Below are 21,080 nucleotides of genomic sequence, written 5' to 3' on the forward strand. Positions count from 1 at the left end.
TCATGGCCAGGACCGTCACGAACGTCCGCGAGGCCGGGCTGCTCCTGGCGGTCCTCGGCGCCGCGGCGTTCGCTCAGGCGAGCAGCGGAGTGCCATTCATGCTCAAGACCTCGAACGAGAGCGGTGTCCGGTGCGGGGTGCAGGAACGCCTCGGCAATGGCATGGTGGAGATTCGCGGCATCGCGGTCTCCGATAGCATGGTGTCAGGCGACTACAGCTTCGAGGTCGTGCAGGAAGGAAGAGGTGGCCGCTCCGTCAACCGTCAGGCCGGCTCCTTTTCGCTGCAGCCGGGAGTTGAGACCATCCTCGGCACCGCCATCATCGGCGCCAACAGCTATCACGCCAGTCTCGTCATCGTGGTGGACGGCGTCACGATCGACTGCTCGCGGCAGGCCTGAGCGACGCCGCAGGTCTTGGAAATATGCGGGCCGCTCCACGGTTGGAGACGAGCGGGCAGCATGTGCAGGTGGCGGAACGCCATATCCTCAAATCAGAACCTGCGACTCAGCGACACGGACACAGCATAGCCAAATGTAGGCGTGCTTGTCAGGGTGGTTATCCCGGGCGAACGCGCAGGCAGATCAAGGTTGAGAGGACCGCTGCCCGAAGCGGCGGTGTCCCCACTCGTTGAAGTGGTGGGAACCGCGGTGAGATGCTCCACCTGTCCATTGAGCGAGAACACCGTTCCATTATCCGCCACGAACGACACCCCGCCCTTGAGGCGGAACAAGCCAGTGCCGCCCCAGCTGGTCCCCTCCTGCCCCGGCAGACCGATATCGGCCATCCCCTCCATAATGCCGGTGGCATCCATACGCCACTGCGTCGAGGTCAGCAGCCACCCCGCGTCCACCCCTACGGTGGCGCTCCAGCGCGTATCCAGGACCTTGGTGGTCGAGAGAGAGGCGAGTGGCCCCACCATGTGCGTGTCCATCCGTTCCTGCGTCCGCAGTCCCACTGTAGGGAAGCGATCGGGAATTCCGGGACCCTCTGCAGGGTCGATCAAGACCTCGTGCCGAACATCCTCTCCGGCGAAGCGGTAAGCGGCGCCGAGCCGAGGGACGACGCTCCACCCCTCTGCGGCCGGTATAGAGGTGGCGAACATGGCCTCCAGCCCGCCGCGGAAAGTGTGGCGGGATACGCTCGACTGTAGCATCGTGCCGCTTATGTCCCCCACCCCGGCGAAGGCGAAACCCTCAGGAGCGAGCACGCCCCCGTAGGCGGCCGAGGTCTCGGGCGAACCGCTCGTGGCCACCGCGGCGTAGGCGCCGCTTGAACCGTTGCGGTTGAGGGCGAACACGGCCTGGGTCCCGCCGCTGGGTGTGCTGCTCGCGATCACGGTGGCCGTGCCGGTGGCGGGCGCGATGACGCTCGATGAGGCCACTGAGCCCGAGGCGTCGAGCTCGATGACCCCCTGCGGCCTGCCGGCCACCAGCAGCACCCTATTGCCCGCGGATAGATCGTGAAGAGCAGTTGAGGATGATGAGGCAGCCAGGAACGAAGCCGACATTTCGACGAAAACGGGGATCTCGCCGAGACGCCCGAGCTCCAGGGCGCCGGCCAGGGATGCGGCGGGGCCGAACGCCATAGCGTCCTTCTCTGCCTGGAGCAGGGGAATACCCGCTGATGTCCATGGCATGCCACGCGCGTGTTGGGTCGCAAAGCCGATGCCCAGACTGCCGCCGGCGCCGCGGAACGGCGCCTCCTGCGCCTGGGACATGATGACACTGGAGACGGCGAGAAGAACAGACAGTTCAAGCACGCGCATGGAGGGCCAGCCTGGTGAGAAGGGAGACGAGCTGCGTCTGCCGGTGCGTCCCGGTCTTGCGCATCACCGAGAGCAGCAGATTGCGCATGCTCTGCTTGGAGGCGCGACGTGCAGCCGCGCAATCCCCGATGGTGTTGCCGCCGATCAACCCCTGGACCAGGTCAGTCTCGCCGGCGGTGAAGCCCAAAGCCTTCCAGAGCACGTCGGCATTCATGCGGATCGGCTTGGAGGCGTCGTCGAGCACGAGCAGGCATCGCCAGCCCTCCTCCTGAGACATGCCGTGGATCAAGCCGGGGCGCGTTCCCGATGGTGGCACGGTATGCATAGACGCAAAGATCCGCCCACCGTCCGAGGATAAGGTGGTGAGAACGCACCGGGCCGGCCGCCGGAACTCCCCGCCCCCAGTAGAAACGAAGGACTTTATCTGCAGATCGAGATTGGCGTCCCGGGCGTGCAAGACGCCGTCAGCTCCCAGGATAAGGCAGTCCATGTGCCGGATCATGCTCTCAGCATGATCGTTGCGTGCGCGGACTACACAACACGCGTCAAGCGCGAAGGCCGGTACGGGTATGAACTCGAGCAATGCATCGCCGCTCTGGCCTTCCAGCGCCGTAGCCTGCCGCTCCCGAACCAATTCGACCACCCGCACAATGTGCGGAGTCAGCACCTCCAAGGTTCGCCGAACGACGCGACGCGCATCGGGATCGTTCTTCTCGTACCGGATCTCCAGCACGAGCTGACGTGGACCGCTCCTGTGCACGACCGCGCCGACGACGTTCTCCGATGCGGTGCGGATAGCCAGGAATTCCTTGTGCAACGCCGAGCGCTCGGGAAGTTCGCTCTGCGCCAGGTCTGCTTCATCGTATAAATGGCCGAGAGGCTCGGACCATTATTGATGCGATATGTAGGGATCGTCCAGCCGAAGCCCTGTCATATAAGCTCGCTCTGCATCCTTCTCGAGCCCACGGTGGATCAGGAAGTTCCCTTGCAGACCAGTTCTGTCCTCGCCGAACAGAAGAACATTGATCCCGGGGCGGATGCGGTGCAGCGCATCCACCATTGCTTGAAGTGATCCCTCGTCTACTATCTTTTGGTAGACCGCACCGATCATCGACTCGGGCACTGCCCCGGCCCGCATGCCCCCATGCTCAAATGCTCGCAACATTTCGACCTTCAATGGCTTCTTCCGGCGGCAGGCAACTTTCGCCCCGCCTCGGGAGCAGGATGCTCCCGACTCCTCGCTCACTAAGATTCTAAACCGCAACAGTACTTTGGCTCGCAAAATGGAACCAGGTCAGTCTCGTTCCGGCCATTGGGGCATCGCCGGCTTGTGCAAGTCTTCTTCTGTGCGGTAGCATCTTCCACCAACCGCATGCGAAGAGTCAACTGATTACGATCACCTTTGTACTTGTCGATCGACTTACTGCAAGGAAAGCACTACAGCGCCTTCTCGTCCTTCTTCCACGCCGCGCCACGATTTTGCTATTTGCAGACCTCGCTCCGTTCTCCCATGGCTTGCGGAGCCTAACTCCAGTTCCGCGACGAAGTGCTCAGTGGCGAACCTACGAGGTCCCCCTGTTTGTTTTTCGGATAGCCTTAACGTCGTGGTCCCCCGGATATCCAGTGAGCTGGCAGAACCCGACGCGGGCCCTCACCGAGCTGGTGAGCCACCACCGATACCGGTCGTTTGGACCGGCCACGCCATGCACAGGATCAAGTGCACTTCAAGTTGCCTGCTCCAGTCCATGACGCCGGTGCCAACAACGGCGCGCTTCGATGCTAGAAGATCCTGTTGGCAGATCGCTGCTCGACCTGTCACGCAGGTCTGCCCCTATACGCTTCGCCACCGAAGGTCTGATTTCAACAATGGAGCCGGCCGGCAACGTGGCCGCTCAGCACTGCGGGAATGGTTATCGGCGAAGGCAGAACATGCGTTCAACCAAGAACGGCTCTGAACCGGCGATCAGGCAAATCAATGCTATACAACCCGTTCTTCCCGGCTGCTGATTGTGGCCGCAGCCGACCAGTTCAACACAGAGTCATTTCTTTTCTTCAGCCGGGGGGCAGTCAGAACTCGACGAGGCGCGGCAGTGGCGGCGGACAGACCGCCTTGTGGCCGGGCAAGCTGGCGACCTCCCGCTGAGCCAGCCTGGTGACCCATGCTAAAGCTTGCCCGGCAGCAACGAGGGCGCAGGCGCGCTCAGCCCTCCCACGCCGCTCCTATTCATTGATAGACGCACCCGGAGCGGCGATATCTTCAAAGCCGCTCAGCAGCGACCGCGTCCAGTCGAGTAGTTCCATCTGTTCGATCTGGTTACCGTCCGACTGGTCTCTCAGCTTCTGGTAGACCACCCCCATCTTGTGCAGCACCCTTTCCTTGAAGCCTGGATCGGTCTCGTCGGCAGCTTCGATGATACATGTGGCAAGCACGGCGACACCGAGCTTAGTTTCGTGCAAATCTGAACGCTTGTCCTGGGATGTGGCAGTCATGGCGTTTTGCGCTCCGATGCAATCGGTTCGCAGCCTAGCACTTGGTGTGGTTCCGGTCACCGCCAAAGGCTGAACGAATATTATGCTGCGCAGCCCACGGCAAGTACGCTCGACCGTCCCGCCTGCCTAGCCTGCCCTCAGACGCACTCGCTAGATCAATGAACTATAGTGAAAGAGGTGAACAAGTACCGAGTAGATGATCGTCTGCAGTACCCGTCGCTGGCGTAAGGGCTCTCACATGGCACTTGCGTTTTGGCGTGCGCGATCGGCTTAGGCGGTTGAACAGACGGTGGTCGTCGGTCCCGAGCTGATGGCGGCAATGACGACTGGTGCCTGATGCAGAACCCGCCGCTCGACATCAACAACATAATCGATCTGATCCCCCGAAGACTTGCTGCAGGGGCCGACGCCGCGGGAGGAGCAATGGGGAGGCCCGGATCGAGGATGTGGCCCGAGCCATGCGCAAGGAGTCGGATCAAAAGTCCCCAAGCCAACCAGGAGAGGCAAGCTCGGCATGGGCGGGATAGAAAAGCGTGAGCGTCATCGGGCTGCTGCAATTGCTCCTGGCATGGCAGCCGCTTAGCCGCTTTGATGAACGAGCTTATCTCCTATAATAAGCGTCTCCTCGGGGTATTCGATAACGCCAATGGTCTGTCATATGTGCAAAGGTAAGATCCACCATTGATGATGTAGAACATCCCCGCGAACGGGCCGTTTGTTCGACAGCAGACGTCTGCGTCATCCGCCCAAAGTGGATTATCCCGGCCCGCCGGTAGGCTAATCGGCGGCCCTGCATGCAGTTCACCTCCCCTTAGGAGCGGCGCGTCCTCGCCAACCCGCCGTCCCGATCTTGTTGCCCGGCAGTTCCAAGCCGGTCCAGCAGCCTTGTCCGCCGCAGAGCTGATTGCCCAGGGCAGCGACTGTTTTGACCGTTTTACCTCGTGGGGAAGTTGTGGGCGAGTTACCGCAGGTCACGGAGATCCGCCGCGAGGCTTTGGCCCTCCACCGAAATCGACCTCGCAGGATACGACTTTGAAGGGAGCAACCCGCCATCACCCACGGTTTTTGCTACGACCAAGAGCCATCGGGTTTATTCCCTACACGCCAAAAGGCTGCATGGGATGTGGATGAAGGCGGCAGGAGCAGCAGTTCCGCCTCTCGAGCCTCAACCAGAGGTCAACGGCTGTCAGCGCAAAGAACCTCAGATCTCCAAGTAGCCTGGAGTGAAGCCGAGCCCGACGCAAGGTCCCCAAACGAGACAGACGCCGTTGAGGTGACCGTGTCTGGCAGAGGCTCCATTACACACGTCTGCATCTTGGCTTGCTCGAGCAGGTCCGTTGCCAGTCCCTGCATAAGCTCATGGACTTCCTCACTCGAGGGTAGAAGCGGGCCGTACGCATTGAGCCCAGCAGTGGCGAGGACCTCTATGGTGTCACCAGCAACAAGCGGGATTTCGGCTGTCTGGGTCTGTGACATGAATACGCCCTTGAGAGCACCGCTGGCGTCCTTCCAGAGAAAAACGCTCGGGGGCTCGATGCCCAGCGAACCTGCGCTAACCGAGACACTACTCTCGGCGCCATGTTGGCCGGACAAAGCTTCCTTCGTCACATCGTACTGTGCGTGCAAATGCTCATGGGGAGCAGTCAAGGCGAGCGCCGTGACGCTGAGGCCCGAACCTAGCAGTGTCAGCATCTCTTAACTCCTCATCAATGATCGTACAGTTCTCAGGAACGTGGCCTAACGACTGCGCTCGCGGGTGGATCCGCGAACACAACCCAGCAGTTCGCGACGGTTGGCGCTACTACACATGTCCCACAGAATAGCGACAAGTTTAGGGCTCACGGACCGCTTTCCATGGCAGCGTAACTGCAAAGACTTCATCGCATATCCGGAAGGAGCGAAGGAACAGCGTCCTGCGCTTGCTTCTGCTAGGATCCCAGTCTCCATGAAGCAGTCACGATGGATTTGGACGGTGACGTGGCCGATGTGGTTTGACGCAAACGGGGGAGCTAGTGGAGCGTCTCCAATAGCGTTCTCTGATTTCGTTCCGTCGCCGTAGCTCTTGCATCTTCGTGTGCTTGCCAGCTCTGGGCCTATCCGCCGTCCTTGCTGACGCGCCGCATGTTTGTGTTGGGGGATGGGTGGATCGAAGCGGTAGCGTAGCGACGCTGATCGGGTCGCCGTTATCTCGTTACACTCCGAGGGGAGTGCCTGGGCAGGCAGGTTCAGCGACATCAGGAACTGCCCCGTATCCGTCATAGCGGACTGCCCTGCCAGCTATGACTATCCCGTGGTCGACAGCGGTGCCTTCAAGTTACCGTTGCGGAGCCCTCCTTGTCGTTGATAGCTGTCGACAGGACGGCATAGCGGATGCTCGCCTTGCCAGGGCGGTGCGAGCAATAGGACCTGAGCTTAAGTCGTAAACCGAACGCCATCAGCTCTTGCCAGTGCCTGCGGGTGTACACGGGTGCCCAGCCCGGAGACACCTGCGCAGCCTGCCGCCTGCGGTTCGCTACTGCTTGGCGACTATCCGATACAAGGAAGAGTGATCCTTGTCACCCAGTCCCTCCGCAAGAGCTTTGTGCATCAGCTGTTCCAGGCTTGCGGTATGAGGCAGACAAAGCTCGAGCTCCCTTGCTGCTTGAAGCGCTAGTCCGATGTCTTTTCTGTGGAGACGAACGCGAAAGCCGGGGTCGAAGGTGCCCTTGATCATCCGCTCGCCATGGACCTCGAGAATACGTGAAGAGGCGAAGCCCCCCATCAGCGCATCGCGCACTTTTGCTGGGTCGGCACCCGCCGCCTTGGCCAACGCCAGCCCTTCAGCCACCGCCTCGATGGTGAGGCCAACGATGATCTGATTGGTGACCTTGGCCGTCTGCCCGTCCCCCACTTCGCCGATGCGGGTGATGTTTTTGCCCATCAGTTCGAACAATGGCCTAGCGCGCTCGAAGTCGGCTTCCGACCCTCCCGCCATGATGGTCAGGGACGCCGCTTTGGCGCCAACCTCGCCGCCCGAGACCGGCGCGTCGACATAGCCGGCCCCCTGCTCCGCGATACGCCGGGCAAAATCCTTGGTGGCGCCGGGCGAAATCGAGCTCATGTCGATCACGAGCTTGCCTTCGGCAAGCCCCTCGGCCACCCCGTTCTCGCCGAATAGCACGGTCTCGACATCGGGCGTGTCGGGCAGCATCAGGATGACGATCTCGGCGGCCTCGGCCACCGCCTTGGCGCTGTCGAGCGCTACCCCGCCTTTGTCCACCAGATGCTGGGACACGTGCTTGACCCGGTGCAGGAACAGCTCATGCCGCGCCTCGATCAGATGCGCCGCCATGGGGCGCCCCATGACGCCAAGTCCGATAAAGCCGATCTTCATGCCTGTGTCCTCCAGGTCTCGAACCAAGTAAGCCCCGCACTGGTGCTGGCCTTCGGTTTGTATTCGGCGCCTACCCAGCCGTCGTAGCCGCTGCTGTCGAGTGCGCCAAAGATGTGCGGGTAGTTGATTTCGCCGCTCCCAGGCTCGTTGCGGCCTGGATTGTCGGCGATCTGCACGTGGGCGATGTGGTCCTTTAGGCGATGGAAGGTGGGCAGCAAATCTCCTTGCACAACTTGCATGTGGTAGAAGTCGTATTGCAGGTAAAGATTGTTGTGTCCGACCTTTCCGGCGATACGCTCGTAGTCGTCGGTGGAATTGACCAGAAAACTCGGGATGTCCCGAGTGTTGATAGGCTCGAGCAAGAGCTTGACGCCGGCATCTTCCAGGCGCGGAGCGGCATATCTGAGATTGTCGACCAGCACCTTTTCGAGCGCTGCGCGGTCCTGATCTTTCGGTGCTATACCGGCCAGGCAATTGACTTGGGTGCAGCCAGTCGCCTGCGCGTGGAGTATGGCCGTATCAACGCCAGCTTGGAACTGAGTCACGCGATCAGGAAGGCAGCCAATTCCCCGCTCGCCGCTTGCCCAGTCACCAGCTGGCAAGTTGAACAGCACTTGCGTCAGCTCGTGCCGGGCGAGCAGATCCTTAAGGGCGAGTGGGTCCTGGTCGTAGGCGCCGACATATTCGACGCCCTTGAAGCCGTCCGCGGCAGCGGCGGCAAATCGCTCCATGAAGGGCACTTCCGTGTAGAGCATCGAAAGATTTGCGGAAAATCTGGGCACGGATCAGGCTCCCCTAAGCGGACCGGGATAGGCGATGAAGTCCCCTCCGCGGCTGACCTTAAGGTAGTTGAGGGCATGGACCTGCCCGACCATTTCGAGCTCTTCGCGATAGACCGGGTCGTGCCAGCCTTCGATGTCGATGGCGCCGGTGTAGCCGACGAGGCGCAGTTCGGAGATGACGTCGGTCCAGTTGGTGTCGCCGAAGCCGGGGGTGCGCATCCAGACGGCCTTCTCTTTGCCGCCGAAACCATGGCGCTTTATCACATCCCAACGAATGGTCGCGTCTTTGCCATGGACATGGAAGATCTTTGGTCCCCACTCCCGGATTTGCGGGAGGGGGTCAATGAGGTACGCCATCTGGTGGCAAGGCTCCCATTCAAGTCCCAGATTGTCCTCGGGCAATTCGTTGAACATCATCGACCACGCGTCGGGATTATGGGCGATGTTCCAATCGCCGGTCTGCCAATTCCCGCCATGCATGGCACAGTTTTCGAACGCGATTCTGACGCCCTTGTCGGCGGCCCGCTTCGAGAGTTCGCTCCACACTTTCTTGAACTGGGGCAGGCTTTCCTCGATGGGTCGGTTGCGAATGCGGCCGGTGAACCCGGCGACGCAAGTGGCGCCGAAGTGATGAGCGTTGTCGATGAGCGCTTCCCAACCGCGCAGGGTCTCGATGTCTTTTTCTTTTTCTTCCAGCGGGTTCCCGAACATTCCCAAAGTCGAGATGGTGACGTCGCGATCGCCGATCACGTGCTTGAGACGCTTGGCGAGCTCGGGCAGGTCCTTGTTCACGGTCTGCCAGAAATAAGGTTCAATGCTTTCAAAGCCGTGGGGCAGGATTTTTTCGAGATAGCCAACCGGGTCGGGTTCGTGTCCGCGGATCATCGTGCCGATGCGGATGGCTTTGGGGTCTATCGCCATGAAATATCTCCTAAATCGTGATTTCGACACGACGGCCCTGGCCGACGCTGTCGATGGCGCCCAGCACCATGGCCAGGCTCTTGATGTTTTCGCGCCCGACGGTTTCGGGCACCGGCCCACCCCGTACTGCGGCAATGAAGTCGGTGATGACCCCCAAATGGCCGCCGACGCGGTCGGCTGGATCTAGTTGCGGGATTTCAACGGCTTGGGTGTCGGGCAGAAGCTTGCCCGCTTCATGTGGCAACGCCGTTTCGGCGCGGATGTCGGCGGCGCCGTCCCAGAGGATCGAGCCGGTGGTGCCGGTGATGCGCCAGGCGCTTTCCCAGCTGGTGCGGAAGCCTGGGGCGCACCAGGAGCCGCGGTAAGTCATTACGGCGCCGCGCGAAAAGCGGAAGCTGGCCAGAGCCGAGGAATCCTGGGCGTACCAGCTGCCCGCTGGATTCCATTCTTCGGCATACACCGAGACGGCACGGTCGTCGGCGACGAAGCGGGCGGCGTCGAAGGTATGGACCGCCATGTCGAGCAACAGCACGTGGGCCATGGTCTCGCGGAAGCCGCCGAAATGCGGGTCCAGGAAGAAATCGCAATGAATGCCAGTGACTTCGCCGATGCCGCCGGAAGCGACGAGGCGCCGGATGCGGCGGAGCTGTTCGAGGTAGCGGCGGTTCTGGACGACGACGTGGAGCTTGCCGGCGGCACCGGCTCTCGCGACCAAATCACGTGCCTGGTCCAGGGTTTCGGCCATGGGCTTCTCGGACAGCACATGGGCGCCGGCGGCAAGGGCGGTGGAGACGATCTCGTGACGCGCCGCGGGGATGGCGACGTCGAGGACAATGTCGGGATTGTGCTTTGCCAGCATGGACTTAAGGTCGGTGCCGATATCGGGATCGATGCCCTGCTCGGCCGCGCGCCTTTCGGCATTGGCGGGAAAAAAGTCGACGATGCCGACGATATCGACGCCGCCGATGGTCTTGATGCAGTCGAGCCATTTCCGGCTCATGGCGCCGGCGCCGGCGAGAACCGCGCGTTGATTGGTGGTCATGATGTTAGCAGACTGGTGTCTTTGAGAGGCACTGACAGGCGGGTTCGGTGAAGCATGCGCTTGTTGCGAGGATCGGGGTTGGGGACGGCCGAGATCAGCGCCCTAGTGTAGGCCGCGTCGGGGTCGGTGCAGATCTTTTCGGCCGAACCCACTTCCACCACCTTGCCGCGGTGCATCACCGCGACCCGGTCGCAGAAATAGCGCACCACCGAGATGTCGTGCGAGATGAAGATGAACGACAGATCGAGCCGCTGCTGGATGTCGAGCAGCAGGTCGAGGATTTGGCTGCGGATGGAGACGTCGAGGGCCGAGGTGGCTTCGTCGGCGATGATGATGCGGGGATCGAGCGCCAGGGCGCGGGCAATGCCGATGCGCTGGCGCTGGCCGCCGGAGAAGGCGTGGGGGTAACGCTCCATGACGTCGGGGGAGAGGCCGACCAGCCGAAGCAATTCGGCGACCTTTTCCTCGATCTGGCGGGACTTGAGCTTGCCCTCGACCACCAGGGGATCGCCGATGATCTGACGGATGGTCATGCGCGGGTTGAGCGAGGCGAAGGGGTCCTGGAAGATCAGCCGCACGTCGGCGTGAAACTTGCGCAAGCCGGCCTTTGGAAGCGTGGTGACGTCGATCTCCTGCCCCTCGCGGTCGCGATAGAGCACGCGCCCGGCGCTGGGCTCAACGACGCGCAGGATGAGGCGGCCGAGCGTGGTCTTGCCCGAGCCGCTTTCACCCACGATGCCCAGGTTCTCCCCGGCGTTGAGGGTGAGGCTGACATCATCCACGGCCTTGACCGCGAACTTGGCCGCGCCGGTGAAGCCGCGGGCGCCGCCATAGGTCTTGGCCAGGTTGTGCAGCGTCAGGATCGGCTGCGGCTCGACCCGCGCGACCGCACGGGCCTCGGCGGGCTGTTCGAGCTTGACCGTCGAGGCCAGGAGCCGGCGCGTATATGGGTGCTCGGCGGCGTAGAAGATGTCGTCGACCGAACCGGTTTCGACGATGCGGCCAAAGCGCATCACGGCGACGTCGTCAGCTACTTCGGCCACCACGCCCATATCGTGGGTGATTAGCAGCATGGCCATGCCACGCTCGCTCTGGAGGCGCTTAATAAGGTCAAGGATCTCGGCTTGGGTCGTCACGTCGAGGGCGGTAGTCGGTTCGTCGGCGATGAGAATATCGGGGTTGCAGGCCAGGGCCATGGCGATCATGGCGCGCTGGCGCATACCGCCCGAGAACTCGAAGGTGTAGCGATTGGCCATCTCGGCGGGGTTTGGGATTTCTACCTGGCCCAGCAGCTCGATGGTGCGCTGGCGTGCCGCCCTCTTGTCGAGACCGACATGGAGCCGCACCATCTCGTCGATCTGGCTGCCGATGGTGTGAACGGGCGAGAGCGAACTCATCGGCTCCTGGAAGATGAGGCCGATGCGGGCGCCGCGCACGGCGCGAACCTCGCGGCTATCGGCGGCGAGTTGGGCGAGGTCGGTTTCCTGACGCTGGGTGCGCAGTATCATCCTGCCCCCGACCATGACGCCGGGACGATCAACGATGCGCATCAGGGCGCGCGCTGTGACCGATTTGCCCGACCCACTCTCACCCACCAGCGCAAGGGTGCGGCCGCGGTGAAGATCGAAGCTGACCTCGCGCACGGCATGGAGGATGTGGGTGCGCAGGTGAAAATCGAGCGACAGGTTCTCAACGCTTAGAACTGGTTGTTCCATGGGGTCGGCCTCAGCTTCCATATGGATCGGCGGCATCGCGCAGGCCATCGCCGAAGAAGTTGAACGAGAGCACGGCGATCACCACCGCGAGGCTTGGCCAGATCAATAGCCAGGGCGCGGTCGAGATCGACCGGATGTTCTGCGCATCCTGCAGCAGCACGCCCCAGCTGACGACCGGCGGCTTGAGCCCGACGCCGAGGAAAGACAGCGAGGTTTCGGCGATGATCATGGAGGGCACGGCGAGCGTAACGACGGCCAGGATATGGCTGGTGAGCGAGGGCAGGATGTGGCGGAAGATGACGCGGCGCTCGCCCGAACCATCGAGCTTGGCGGCGGTCACGAAATCCTCGTTGCGCAGCGAGAAGAAGCGCCCACGCACCTCGCGCGCCAGCCCGGTCCAGCCGAGCAGCGATACGATGATGGTGATGACGAAGTAGACGTTGACGGGCGACCAGGTGAGCGGGATGGCCGCTGCCAGACCCAGCCAGAGCGGAATAGTGGGCATGGCGCTGACCACCTCGATCAGGCGCTGTATGACCGTGTCGACCCAGCCGCCGAAATAGCCCGAGATCGAGCCAAGGACGACACCGAGCACCAGCGATAGGCACACCCCGATCAAGCCGATCGACATGGAAATGCGGGTGCCGTAGATCAGGCGGCTGAGGAGATCGCGGCCGAGCCGGTCGGCGCCCAGCAGATACATGGTTTGGGTCGAATCGAGCGGGCCGAGCAGGTGGCGATTGCTCTCGAACAGCCCCCAGAACCGGTAGACCGGCCCTTCCACGAAAAAGCCGATGGGCACGATGATGCTCTCGTCGACCACGAAGGTGCGGCGCAGGGCGGCCTGATCGATCTCGACCGTGTACCCCTTCACATGGGGCTGGAACTGCCCGTCGGGGGTGAAAAGGCCGATGCTCTGGGGTGGCGCATAGGTGTATTGAGCGCGGCTCGTATCGGGCAGCTCGGGCGCCAGGAACTCGGCAAAGGCGCCGATGAGATAGAGCATGAGAATGACGCCAGCGCAGAACAGTGCGATCTTCTGGCCCAAGAATTTCCGCCAGATCAGCGTCCATTGTCCGGCGGCGGCGTCGGAGATGGGGTCCATACCGGGCTTGAGGCCGGAGATGGCGGGGCCGTCTTCGGCAAGCTTGGCGTCGAGGCTGGGAGACGTGGTCATGCCATCACCTCAATTGTATCGAATGCGCGGATCGAGCAGCGCAAGCAGGATGTCGGAAATCAGCATGCCCACCAGAGTGAGAACGCTGAGCAGCAGGATGAAGCTACCGGCCAGATACATGTCCTGCGCCACCAAAGCGCGCAGCAACAGCGGGCCGGCCGTGGGCAGGTTGAGCACGATGGCGGTGATGGTGACGCCGGATACAAGCTCGGGCAACACCCAGCCGATGGCCGACACGAAGGGGTTGAGGGCGATGCGCACGGGATATTTGAGGATCACCTTGTATTCGGGCAGGCCCTTGGCGCGCGCCGTGGTGACATAGGGCTTGGAGAGCTCGTCGGTGAGGTTGGCGCGCAGGATGCGGATCATGGCGGCAGTGCCGGACATGCCGATGACGATGATGGGGATCCACAGATGCAGGATCAGGTCCCAGGCCTTGCCCCAGCTCCAGGGCGCATCGACATATTCGGGCGAGAATAGCCCGCCCACCGACTGGCCGAAGACGCGGAAGGCGACATACATCAAGGTCAGCGCCAGGATGAAGTTGGGCACGGCGAGCCCGATGAAGCCGAAGAAGGTGAAGACGTGGTCGCCCACCGAATTGCGGCGCACGGCCGAATAGATGCCGATGGGCAGCGACACGGCCCAGACGAACAGCAGCGCGGCAAAGGAGATGGCCAAAGTCGAGCCCATGCGCGACCAGATGATCTCGGACACCGGCTGGTTCCATTCAAAGGAAAAGCCGAAATCTCCCCGGGTCAGGATGCCCGTCATCCACTTGCCGTATTGCACCCAGACCGGCTGATCCAGCCCATATTGGGCGCGCAGGCGCGCCACCGTTGCCGCATCGATCGGCGCGCCGCCGTCGGCGAGCGTCGACATCAACGAGGTGAGGTAATCGCCGGGGGGTAGTTGGATGATGGCGAACGAGATGATCGACATGCCGAACAGGGTCGGGATCATGTAGGCCAGTCGCTTCAGGATATAGTTCAGCATTGCCGCTCCTCCGGCGCCGCAGGGATCAGTGCCAGCTGAGGTGGACGACTTCCATCGTCTCCACCGTCGGCACCGCCACCGTGACGCGACCGTCTTTCAGCTCGAATGCAGCATCCTGGTCGGCCACCACAAGCCGCGCCGACCGCGGCGTGCGGCCTTCGGGCACCTCGATGGTGACCTTGAGCGGGCCCACAGGATAGGTTTCGCGCAGCGGGCCCTTCATCATCATGGGATTGGTGAGGTTGAGAAGGCAAAGCGCTCGTCCGTCAGCGCTTTCGTGCAGCGCCAGGTCGAAGACGCCACGACCCTCAATATTGGCCTCTTGCGTCTTGCCCAACGCCCATTTGACCGAGTTGGCGATGACGCGGCCCTGATCGGGCGCCAGGTAGGTCCAGAATACTTCGCCGATATTCCAGGGAATATAGACCACGCGCCCACCGGCTTCGGTGGTGCGGGCAACGAGGCCCGCGCCCTGAGGGGGCAGGCGCGGATAGACCTCTTCCATCGGCAGGTCCGGAAAATCAGGCACAGTCAGGAATGGCAGGTCGACTTGGGCGGTGGGCTCCACGGCAATGAGCTGGGTGCCACCGATGATGCGCTGGGCACCGGCAAAGCCCTGGGCAATGGGATGGTCGCCGTTGAGTGCCACATAAGCATTTTGCACCGGGCTGCGCGGCGGGCTCTTCATGGTGACGCCGAAGACATCGGCGAGGCCGAAATCGGCTCGGGCCTTGCCCGTGGCGTCGTAGAGCGAGGTTTCGTTGGCAGCAACGACGCTGCCGCCGGCGGCAACATAGTCGCGCACGGCCTGACACTGCTCGTCGGAGAGGTAGGTGGCATTGGCGAGGACCACGACCTTGAAGCGCTGCAGCGCCTCGAGCGTCATGACCTGGTCTGAGAGGAACTCGAACGGCAGCCGAGCTTCGACCAGAGCTTGGTAAAAGCCCATGTCGTTGTGTTCAGCCAGGTGCCGCTTGTCTGGATCCCAATGGCGCAGGGTAGTGGCCGGATCGATGATGGCGATCTCGGCGGTGGGGGCCATCTCCCCCAGCACTGGCTCGATGCGAGCATGCATGGTGAAGGCATTGGCCACGGGCTCGACCCAGCGATCGTCGGGGACGCAGGCATTGAACTTGGTGAACCAGGGGAACAGCCCCTGGGTAATGCCGGCATGGACCCATTGCTCGATCTCGGGGCCGGTCTGCACGGAGTCTTTCCAGCGCGGGATTTCCTCGGGACCGATCGAGGTGATGAGACCCACGGGACGATTGCGGAAGGTGGCACGGATGCGCTTGCCGTTGCGCCCGGCCGACCAGGCGGGCTCGACATTGCGGCGCCCCTGATGATCGACAAACAGGATGGGGCAGTGTTTTTCGATCAGCGAGAGGTCGAACTCCATCAGCGAGGAGCCGCTCATATTGGGAATGAAGCTGGCATGGGGACGCACGGCTTTGACCGCGTCATCCCAATGAGCGACAAGCTTGCTCAGGACCGTGCGACGCCAGGCGGCCCAGGCCTGCCAGACGGGATCGGCAGCGGCGCTGGTTTCGGGCAATTCGAAGCCGCTAGCGGCGCGGAAATTGTCCTCGCAAGCCTTGCAGTAGCACACGCCATGACCCTGCCAGCGGTTTCCGAACAGAGCGTCGATGTCGTATTTGGTAGCGATCTCGACGATGACCTCGGTCATGAACTCGAAATTGTAGCTCGAATAGGCGCAGGTGACGAAAATCTCGGGCATGGCCCAATGGCGGCGGGGCTGGCGATCCTTGGTGAGCGAGACCCATTCGGGATGCGCCTCGGCGGCGTCGGCATGAATGGCGTGTGGATCGACGCGGGCCATGACATGCATGTCGAGGGCGCGTGCCTCGGCCACCAGGGTGCCGAAGGGGTCGCTGTCGCCGATATATTTGGAGACGTAGTGAAGCGGGATGTCGCTGGGATAATAGGCGATGTAGCCGCCGGCCGAGAGGCACAGGGCGTTGGACTTGGTGCGCTTGAACACGTCCACCCAGAAAGCCGGGTCGTAGCGCTGCGGATCATCTTCGACAAAGGTGAGCTGGGTCCAGCGCGTGGCGTTCTGGTACCAATCGGGGGAACGCAGGGTGGTCACGTCTGGGCTGTCGGCGATCTTGAGCATGGGAGAGGATCCGAGCAATAGGTGGCAAGGGGCATACCGGCGGCAGGTGGCCGCCGGTATGAAGCTGACAGCTGGGAGGGGTGTCAGCTGATGTAGTACTGCTCCGGATTAGTGGGCGCCGGGGTGGGATAGCCCCAGGAGTTGGGCATGGTCTCGGGCACATTGTGGATGCGGTTAGAGACGATGCCGTAGCCATTGAGCGGCAGGGTGACCCCGAAGACGTAGAACTGATCGGCGGCGATCTGGATGATCTCCTTCATCAGTTCTTGCTGGCGGGCCTGATCGCCGGTCTGGCGCACCTCATTGTAGAGCTCGAACTGGCGCTTGGTGGCCTCTGGTGGTTCGATCGCATCTACAGAGTCAGGGTCGTTGTACCAGATCTGCCACCCCTTGGCGTAGAACGCCTCGGTGGTGTTGGGGAAGTAGTAGCGCGGATCGAGAATGGCGGAGATGCCGCTATTGCCGCCGAACTTGTGAACGGTGGCGTCGTATTCGCCGCCCTGGCGGACGCGCACTTCCCAGAGCGAGCGATCCATGGTGCGCATCTGCGCGTCGATGCCGATATTGCGCAGCATGGGCAGAACGAGCTGGAAGCTGTCGACGAACACCTGGCGGACCTGGTCGATCTCAAAGATCATGGTCAGGCGCTCGCCGTTTTCCATCAGGCGATAGCCTTCGCCGTCCTTTTCCGGAATGATCCCGTCGAGGATCTCGTTGGCCCGGGCTGGGTCGAACTCGACATATTGGGTGGCCAGCTGCTCGTTGTAGAGCGGGTCCTCGGGGCGGATGGAGGGCTGCGCCGGGGCGCCCTGCCCGATCAGCACCGTATCGATGATGGCCTGCCGGTCGATGGCGTGGCTCATGGCGATGCGGAAGTCCTTGTTCTGGAACAGGGCGCGCTTGGTCGGGTCCTGGTGGGTGAGATTGAGCTGGAACACCATCTCGTTGGGCTCGGTGGAGGTGGTGGTGTAAAAGCCGTAATTTCCCGCTTCCTGGCCGTCATAAAGCACAGCGCGATTGGCGGGGGTGGCGATCCACTGGTCGATTACGTCGATCTCGCCCTGCAGCGCCTTGAGCAGCAGCACCTCGTTGTCGGCGACCACGGCATAGGTCACTCGATCGATATAGGGGAGCTGGTTGCCCTGGGTGTCGACCTTAAAATAGTAGGGGTTGCGATCGGAAATGGCGTATTCGGCGGACTCCCCTAGCGGTTGCAGCACCTTCCAGCCGTAGAGGGTGGGCATGTCCTTGTTCTTGAATATCTCGCCGTCGACCGAAATCCCGCTCTTGATCTGGAACAGCTGTACCCAGCCGGTCATGCCTTGATCTTGGGCGATCTTGTCCGCATCGGGATTGTACTTGATGTGGAACTGCTCGAGGTAGTGGCGCGGGGTGCGGGTGGTGCGGTCGTCATTGGCCCAGGCGAGGCGCAGCGGCAGCAGGCCGTTGGGCTGGGAGAAGACGATGCGGAAGGTGGTATCGTCGACTTTTTCAAAGACCGCCTGATCGCCATTGGGCGAGCGCAGATGGCCTTGGGGGCTGGGGGTCAGTTCGGGATTCATCATCACGTCCTCGTAGAAAAACATGATGTCGTCGGTGGTGAAGGGCTGGCCATCGGACCATTTGTGACCCTCGCGCAGCTTGAACGTATAGACGGACGCGTCTTCGTTGGCCTCGTAGCTCTCTGCGACGTTGGGGATGACGCCGGTGAAATCAGGGGTGTAACGCACCAGCGGCTCGTAGCCCTGATAGCGGTGCATCATGTTCAGCGAACCGCCGCCAACAAGCGCGGTGCGCAGATCGCCGCCATATTGGCCGATGCTCTCATAGGGCTCCACCACCATAGGGTTTACCGGCAGCCGCTCGGCGATTGGCGGCAGATCGCCTGCAGCCACAGCATCGGCGAGCGCCGGTGCCTCTTTGGGAGTGGCCTGCGCGAAGGCAGGGATAGCTGGCAACAGCAGAGCTGCACCGGTGGCGGCAATAAACGTCCTGCGGGAAATGCTGGTCATTAATGTTCCTCCTAAGCTCGGCGCACTGAACGTCGCTCTATGAGCTAACACCAGCCTTCCAGCACAAAACCGTTAGGTCAACAAAATTCTCGTCACTCATGCAAAGCCCTGCTGAATTGCAAAATACTGAGGTACACCTACGGCTTATGAAGCATACCTTGCACATAACAATCGCTGTGCTATAACCTAACAAAACGCCCGGGAACCCTTCTTTGAAAAAAGTGACCCTCCAGGACATCGCCGACCATCTCGGGGTATCGAAGTTCGCTGTATCGAGGGCGTTAGCGGGAAAAGATGGCGTCAGCCCAACGACGCGCCAGCGCATCGCTGACACAGCTGTGGAGCTGGGCTATTCGCGGCCTGTCGACGTCGCCCCGGCGCAGCCGATCATCCAGATCGTTTTCGCTGAGCATGATCCGGTAAATAGCGAGCTCTGGATGCAAATGCAGAACGGCATCCAGGGCGAGGCGGCGGCGGCCGGTTTTCAGGTGCAGACCCATTGGGCCCCGGACGCCGAGAGGGTCGGTGCCATTGCTGGAATCAGTGCTGGCTTCATTCTGGTGGGCCAGCACAGTGCCGAGACGGTGGAGGCATTCCGACGCTCGGGACAGGCAATGGTGCGGCTCGGCTGGGTGTCACCGCTGGAGCAGACAGATCAAGTGTCCGGCGCCGATCATGAAGCTGGCAATGCCGTTGGTCAGTATCTGATTGCCCGTGGCCATCGCCGTATTGCCTTCGTGCACGGCAGCCGGGTGTTGCGTGGCCGTATGGAGCGCCTATTCGGATTGCGTGAGGCTGCCCTTGCCTGTGCTGGCACAAGGATCAGTGAGATCCAGTTCAGTCCCGCTAATCCCTTCGCAGAGGCCTTCCTCAACCTGAGCGTGGATGGCGAACTGCCGACCGCCCTTTTTTGCTCGCATGACAGCTTGGGCGTCTTCGTGGTTTCTGAACTGCATCGGCTTGGCTACAGCGTACCAGACGATGTTTCTGTCATTGGCTATGGCGACTTTGCCGCCGCGACCCAAATATCGCCGATGCTGACGACACTCCGCCTGCCTGGCACCGACATGGGCATTGCCGCTTTCAGAACAGTGATGGATAGGCTGGACCCCAGCCGGCGGCAACTGCCGCCCCAGCGACTGATGTTGGTGCCCGAGCTGATCGAGCGCGACTCAGTGGCAAATCTGGCGCCCTGAACATTGGCCTGGGGCTGTGGTCTCCTACGGCCGGTCACGGCCTCCTGCGGCCAATGTGCAACCAGGGCGAGCATCGGACAATCTCCGAGTTAACCCCAGTGGTCTGGCATTAGTGCTAAGGGAAGTTACACCACGGATGGTGTCGAACAATCCCCAGCAAATGGGCCGTTGTTCGACAACAACTTGCGCTATCGGACATTTCCCGCAGTCGCCGGCTCCGCCCGCCCCCCCAGCTATGGCGCTACGCCGCTGCCCGAACCAAGGTCGGACCTGCTCGGCGCCTAGTCGAGAATCGGTCTGACGCGAGCAGCGGCTTCTCCACCGCAAGACATGCAACGGCTTTTTAGGCAGGTATGGCACCAGCAATGTTCGTAGCCCGGCCCAGCCCATGCGTTCCTAAGCTCGAGATCAGACATTGCGAGGATGAGTAATGTCGCGCGTGCGCTGCAAAGCTTGAATGGACTGGTCGTAGCGCTGCTGCGCCACGCCCATGAAGAGGCAGTCGACGATGCACAATTGCGCCATGCGGCTGACCATTGCGCCGGCCCGCAATCGGCTCTCGCGCGCGTGGCTGATGAGCCGTTCCTGGGCCATTTTCGCCAGTGGCGAAGCCGGCGCTCCAGTGACCGCCACAGTCAGGGCACCGGCCTCTCCAGCGATTTCCAGATAGCGCACGGTATCGCACGTGGTGCCAGAATGGGAGAACCCGAGCGCCACCGTCGCCTCGGGCGCAAGCAAAGCTGCCGACCAAGCCTCATGAGAGTCAGCCATCACGAAAGCATTGCGGCCGATACGGAACAATTTGTGGTGCAGATCCTGTGCCACGAAGTGGCTTGCTCCGACCCCGAACAGGAGGATCCGCTGCGCCTTGTCCATTGCAGCGACCACCCGGCCTAACGCGTCAAAGTCGAGGCTCGAAACGGTCTCCTCGATGGCCATGATCTCGAGCGAAGCGACCTTGGCGGCCATGTCCTGCAGCGTATCGGCCTGAGCGATTTCGGCGCCCAATGTCATGCCCAGTCCAAACTGGGCTGCCTCGCGGCCCAGTTCGGTGGCGAGCGACATGCGCAATTGCGCGTATCCCGTGAGGCCCAGAGCACGACAAAACCGCACGACGGAAGCGACCGAAGTCTGGCAGGAGGCCGCCAGCTCCGAGATCGTCTGATCAAGGACTATGGACGGATTGGCGCGGATCGCATCCGCCACCCGTTGCATGGTGGGGGTGAACCCTGGCGCCGCACTTTCTATGCTCGATTGAATGCCCAATCCGTACTCCTGTGCGCAGCGGAGGATCCGCTCCCCTGCAGCATTCACCTGGTGACCAACGCAATGTAGCCAGTCGCACCGCGAAACAAAAGTTCATCCGCACGATCCAGCTTGAAAATCGTTGACACGATCTAGATGAACTTCCTAGGCTGCAATCAAGCTCGGCCAGCGCCATACCAAGCGTGCGCACCGCGGTGCTCCCGACCAG

17 protein-coding genes are annotated in these 21,080 nt (G+C 61.9%); 2 read left to right on the forward strand and 15 right to left on the reverse strand.

Annotation, left to right across the window (positions count from 1 at the left end; translation table 11 throughout):
* The first annotated feature begins 2 nt into the window (after nt 1-2).
* Nucleotides 3-398 (forward strand): curli-like amyloid fiber formation chaperone CsgH, encoded by a 396-nt coding sequence (gene csgH, locus QOV41_RS12890; protein WP_284577089.1) that lies wholly within the window; start codon nt 3-5, stop codon nt 396-398.
* A gap of 92 nt (nt 399-490) precedes the next feature.
* On the opposite strand, the gene QOV41_RS12895 is transcribed toward csgH, so the two are convergent.
* The 14 genes from QOV41_RS12895 to QOV41_RS12960 all read right to left on the reverse strand — a co-directional run bounded on the left by QOV41_RS12895 (nt 491) and on the right by QOV41_RS12960 (nt 18,410).
* Nucleotides 491-1,765: a hypothetical protein gene (locus QOV41_RS12895; RefSeq protein WP_284577091.1), complete on the reverse strand. Its 1,275-nt coding sequence runs from the start codon at nt 1,763-1,765 to the stop codon at nt 491-493.
* Nucleotides 1,752-2,582 (reverse strand): helix-turn-helix transcriptional regulator, encoded by an 831-nt coding sequence (locus QOV41_RS12900; protein WP_284577093.1) that lies wholly within the window; start codon nt 2,580-2,582, stop codon nt 1,752-1,754. The genes QOV41_RS12895 and QOV41_RS12900 overlap by 14 nt, the downstream gene beginning before the upstream one ends.
* A 72-nt stretch (nt 2,583-2,654) precedes the next feature.
* Nucleotides 2,655-2,942 (reverse strand): hypothetical protein, encoded by a 288-nt coding sequence (locus tag QOV41_RS12905; protein WP_284577095.1) that lies wholly within the window; start codon nt 2,940-2,942, stop codon nt 2,655-2,657.
* A 1,043-nt stretch (nt 2,943-3,985) separates the two neighbouring features.
* Nucleotides 3,986-4,255 (reverse strand): hypothetical protein, encoded by a 270-nt coding sequence (locus QOV41_RS12910; RefSeq protein ID WP_284577096.1) that lies wholly within the window; start codon nt 4,253-4,255, stop codon nt 3,986-3,988.
* 1,176 nt (nt 4,256-5,431) lie between these two features.
* Nucleotides 5,432-5,947, reverse strand: a complete 516-nt coding sequence (locus QOV41_RS12915; protein WP_284577098.1) for a hypothetical protein — start codon at nt 5,945-5,947, stop codon at nt 5,432-5,434.
* A gap of 820 nt (nt 5,948-6,767) precedes the next feature.
* A complete protein-coding gene (locus tag QOV41_RS12920) occupies nt 6,768-7,628 on the reverse strand; it encodes a 2-hydroxy-3-oxopropionate reductase (protein ID WP_284577100.1) in 861 nt (286 codons plus the stop codon).
* Entirely contained in the window at nt 7,625-8,410 is a 786-nt protein-coding gene (gene otnI, locus QOV41_RS12925) for a 2-oxo-tetronate isomerase (protein ID WP_284577102.1), read from the reverse strand. Before otnI ends, QOV41_RS12920 begins: the two co-directional genes overlap by 4 nt.
* Before the next feature lie 3 nt (nt 8,411-8,413).
* Entirely contained in the window at nt 8,414-9,331 is a 918-nt protein-coding gene (locus QOV41_RS12930; RefSeq protein ID WP_284577104.1) for a sugar phosphate isomerase/epimerase family protein, read from the reverse strand.
* A 10-nt stretch (nt 9,332-9,341) separates the two neighbouring features.
* A complete protein-coding gene (locus tag QOV41_RS12935; protein WP_284577106.1) occupies nt 9,342-10,373 on the reverse strand; it encodes a Gfo/Idh/MocA family protein in 1,032 nt (343 codons plus the stop codon).
* Entirely contained in the window at nt 10,370-12,088 is a 1,719-nt protein-coding gene (locus tag QOV41_RS12940) for an ABC transporter ATP-binding protein (protein ID WP_284577108.1), read from the reverse strand. The genes QOV41_RS12935 and QOV41_RS12940 overlap by 4 nt, the downstream gene beginning before the upstream one ends.
* A 10-nt stretch (nt 12,089-12,098) precedes the next feature.
* Entirely contained in the window at nt 12,099-13,265 is a 1,167-nt protein-coding gene (locus QOV41_RS12945; protein ID WP_284577110.1) for an ABC transporter permease, read from the reverse strand.
* A gap of 9 nt (nt 13,266-13,274) precedes the next feature.
* Nucleotides 13,275-14,261: an ABC transporter permease gene (locus QOV41_RS12950; RefSeq protein WP_284577111.1), complete on the reverse strand. Its 987-nt coding sequence runs from the start codon at nt 14,259-14,261 to the stop codon at nt 13,275-13,277.
* 25 nt (nt 14,262-14,286) lie between these two features.
* Complete coding sequence (locus QOV41_RS12955) at nt 14,287-16,398, reverse strand: alpha-amylase family protein (protein ID WP_284577113.1); 2,112 nt, start codon at nt 16,396-16,398, stop codon at nt 14,287-14,289.
* A gap of 83 nt (nt 16,399-16,481) precedes the next feature.
* Entirely contained in the window at nt 16,482-18,410 is a 1,929-nt protein-coding gene (locus tag QOV41_RS12960; RefSeq protein WP_284577115.1) for an ABC transporter substrate-binding protein, read from the reverse strand.
* 221 nt (nt 18,411-18,631) lie between these two features.
* On the opposite strand from QOV41_RS12960, the gene QOV41_RS12965 reads away from it, so the two are divergent.
* A complete protein-coding gene (locus tag QOV41_RS12965) occupies nt 18,632-19,606 on the forward strand; it encodes a LacI family DNA-binding transcriptional regulator (RefSeq protein WP_284581322.1) in 975 nt (324 codons plus the stop codon).
* Nucleotides 19,607-20,014: 408 nt separating this feature from the next.
* On the opposite strand, the gene QOV41_RS12970 is transcribed toward QOV41_RS12965, so the two are convergent.
* The gene (locus tag QOV41_RS12970; protein WP_284577117.1) at nt 20,015-20,872 is read right to left on the reverse strand and encodes a MurR/RpiR family transcriptional regulator; all 858 of its coding nucleotides are present in this window, start codon (nt 20,870-20,872) and stop codon (nt 20,015-20,017) included.
* Between the last annotated feature and the right edge of the window lie 208 nt (nt 20,873-21,080).

Origin of the sequence: Devosia sp. RR2S18 (assembly GCF_030177755.1) — a bacterium.
In the GTDB taxonomy this organism is placed as follows: domain Bacteria; phylum Pseudomonadota; class Alphaproteobacteria; order Rhizobiales; family Devosiaceae; genus Devosia; species Devosia rhizosphaerae.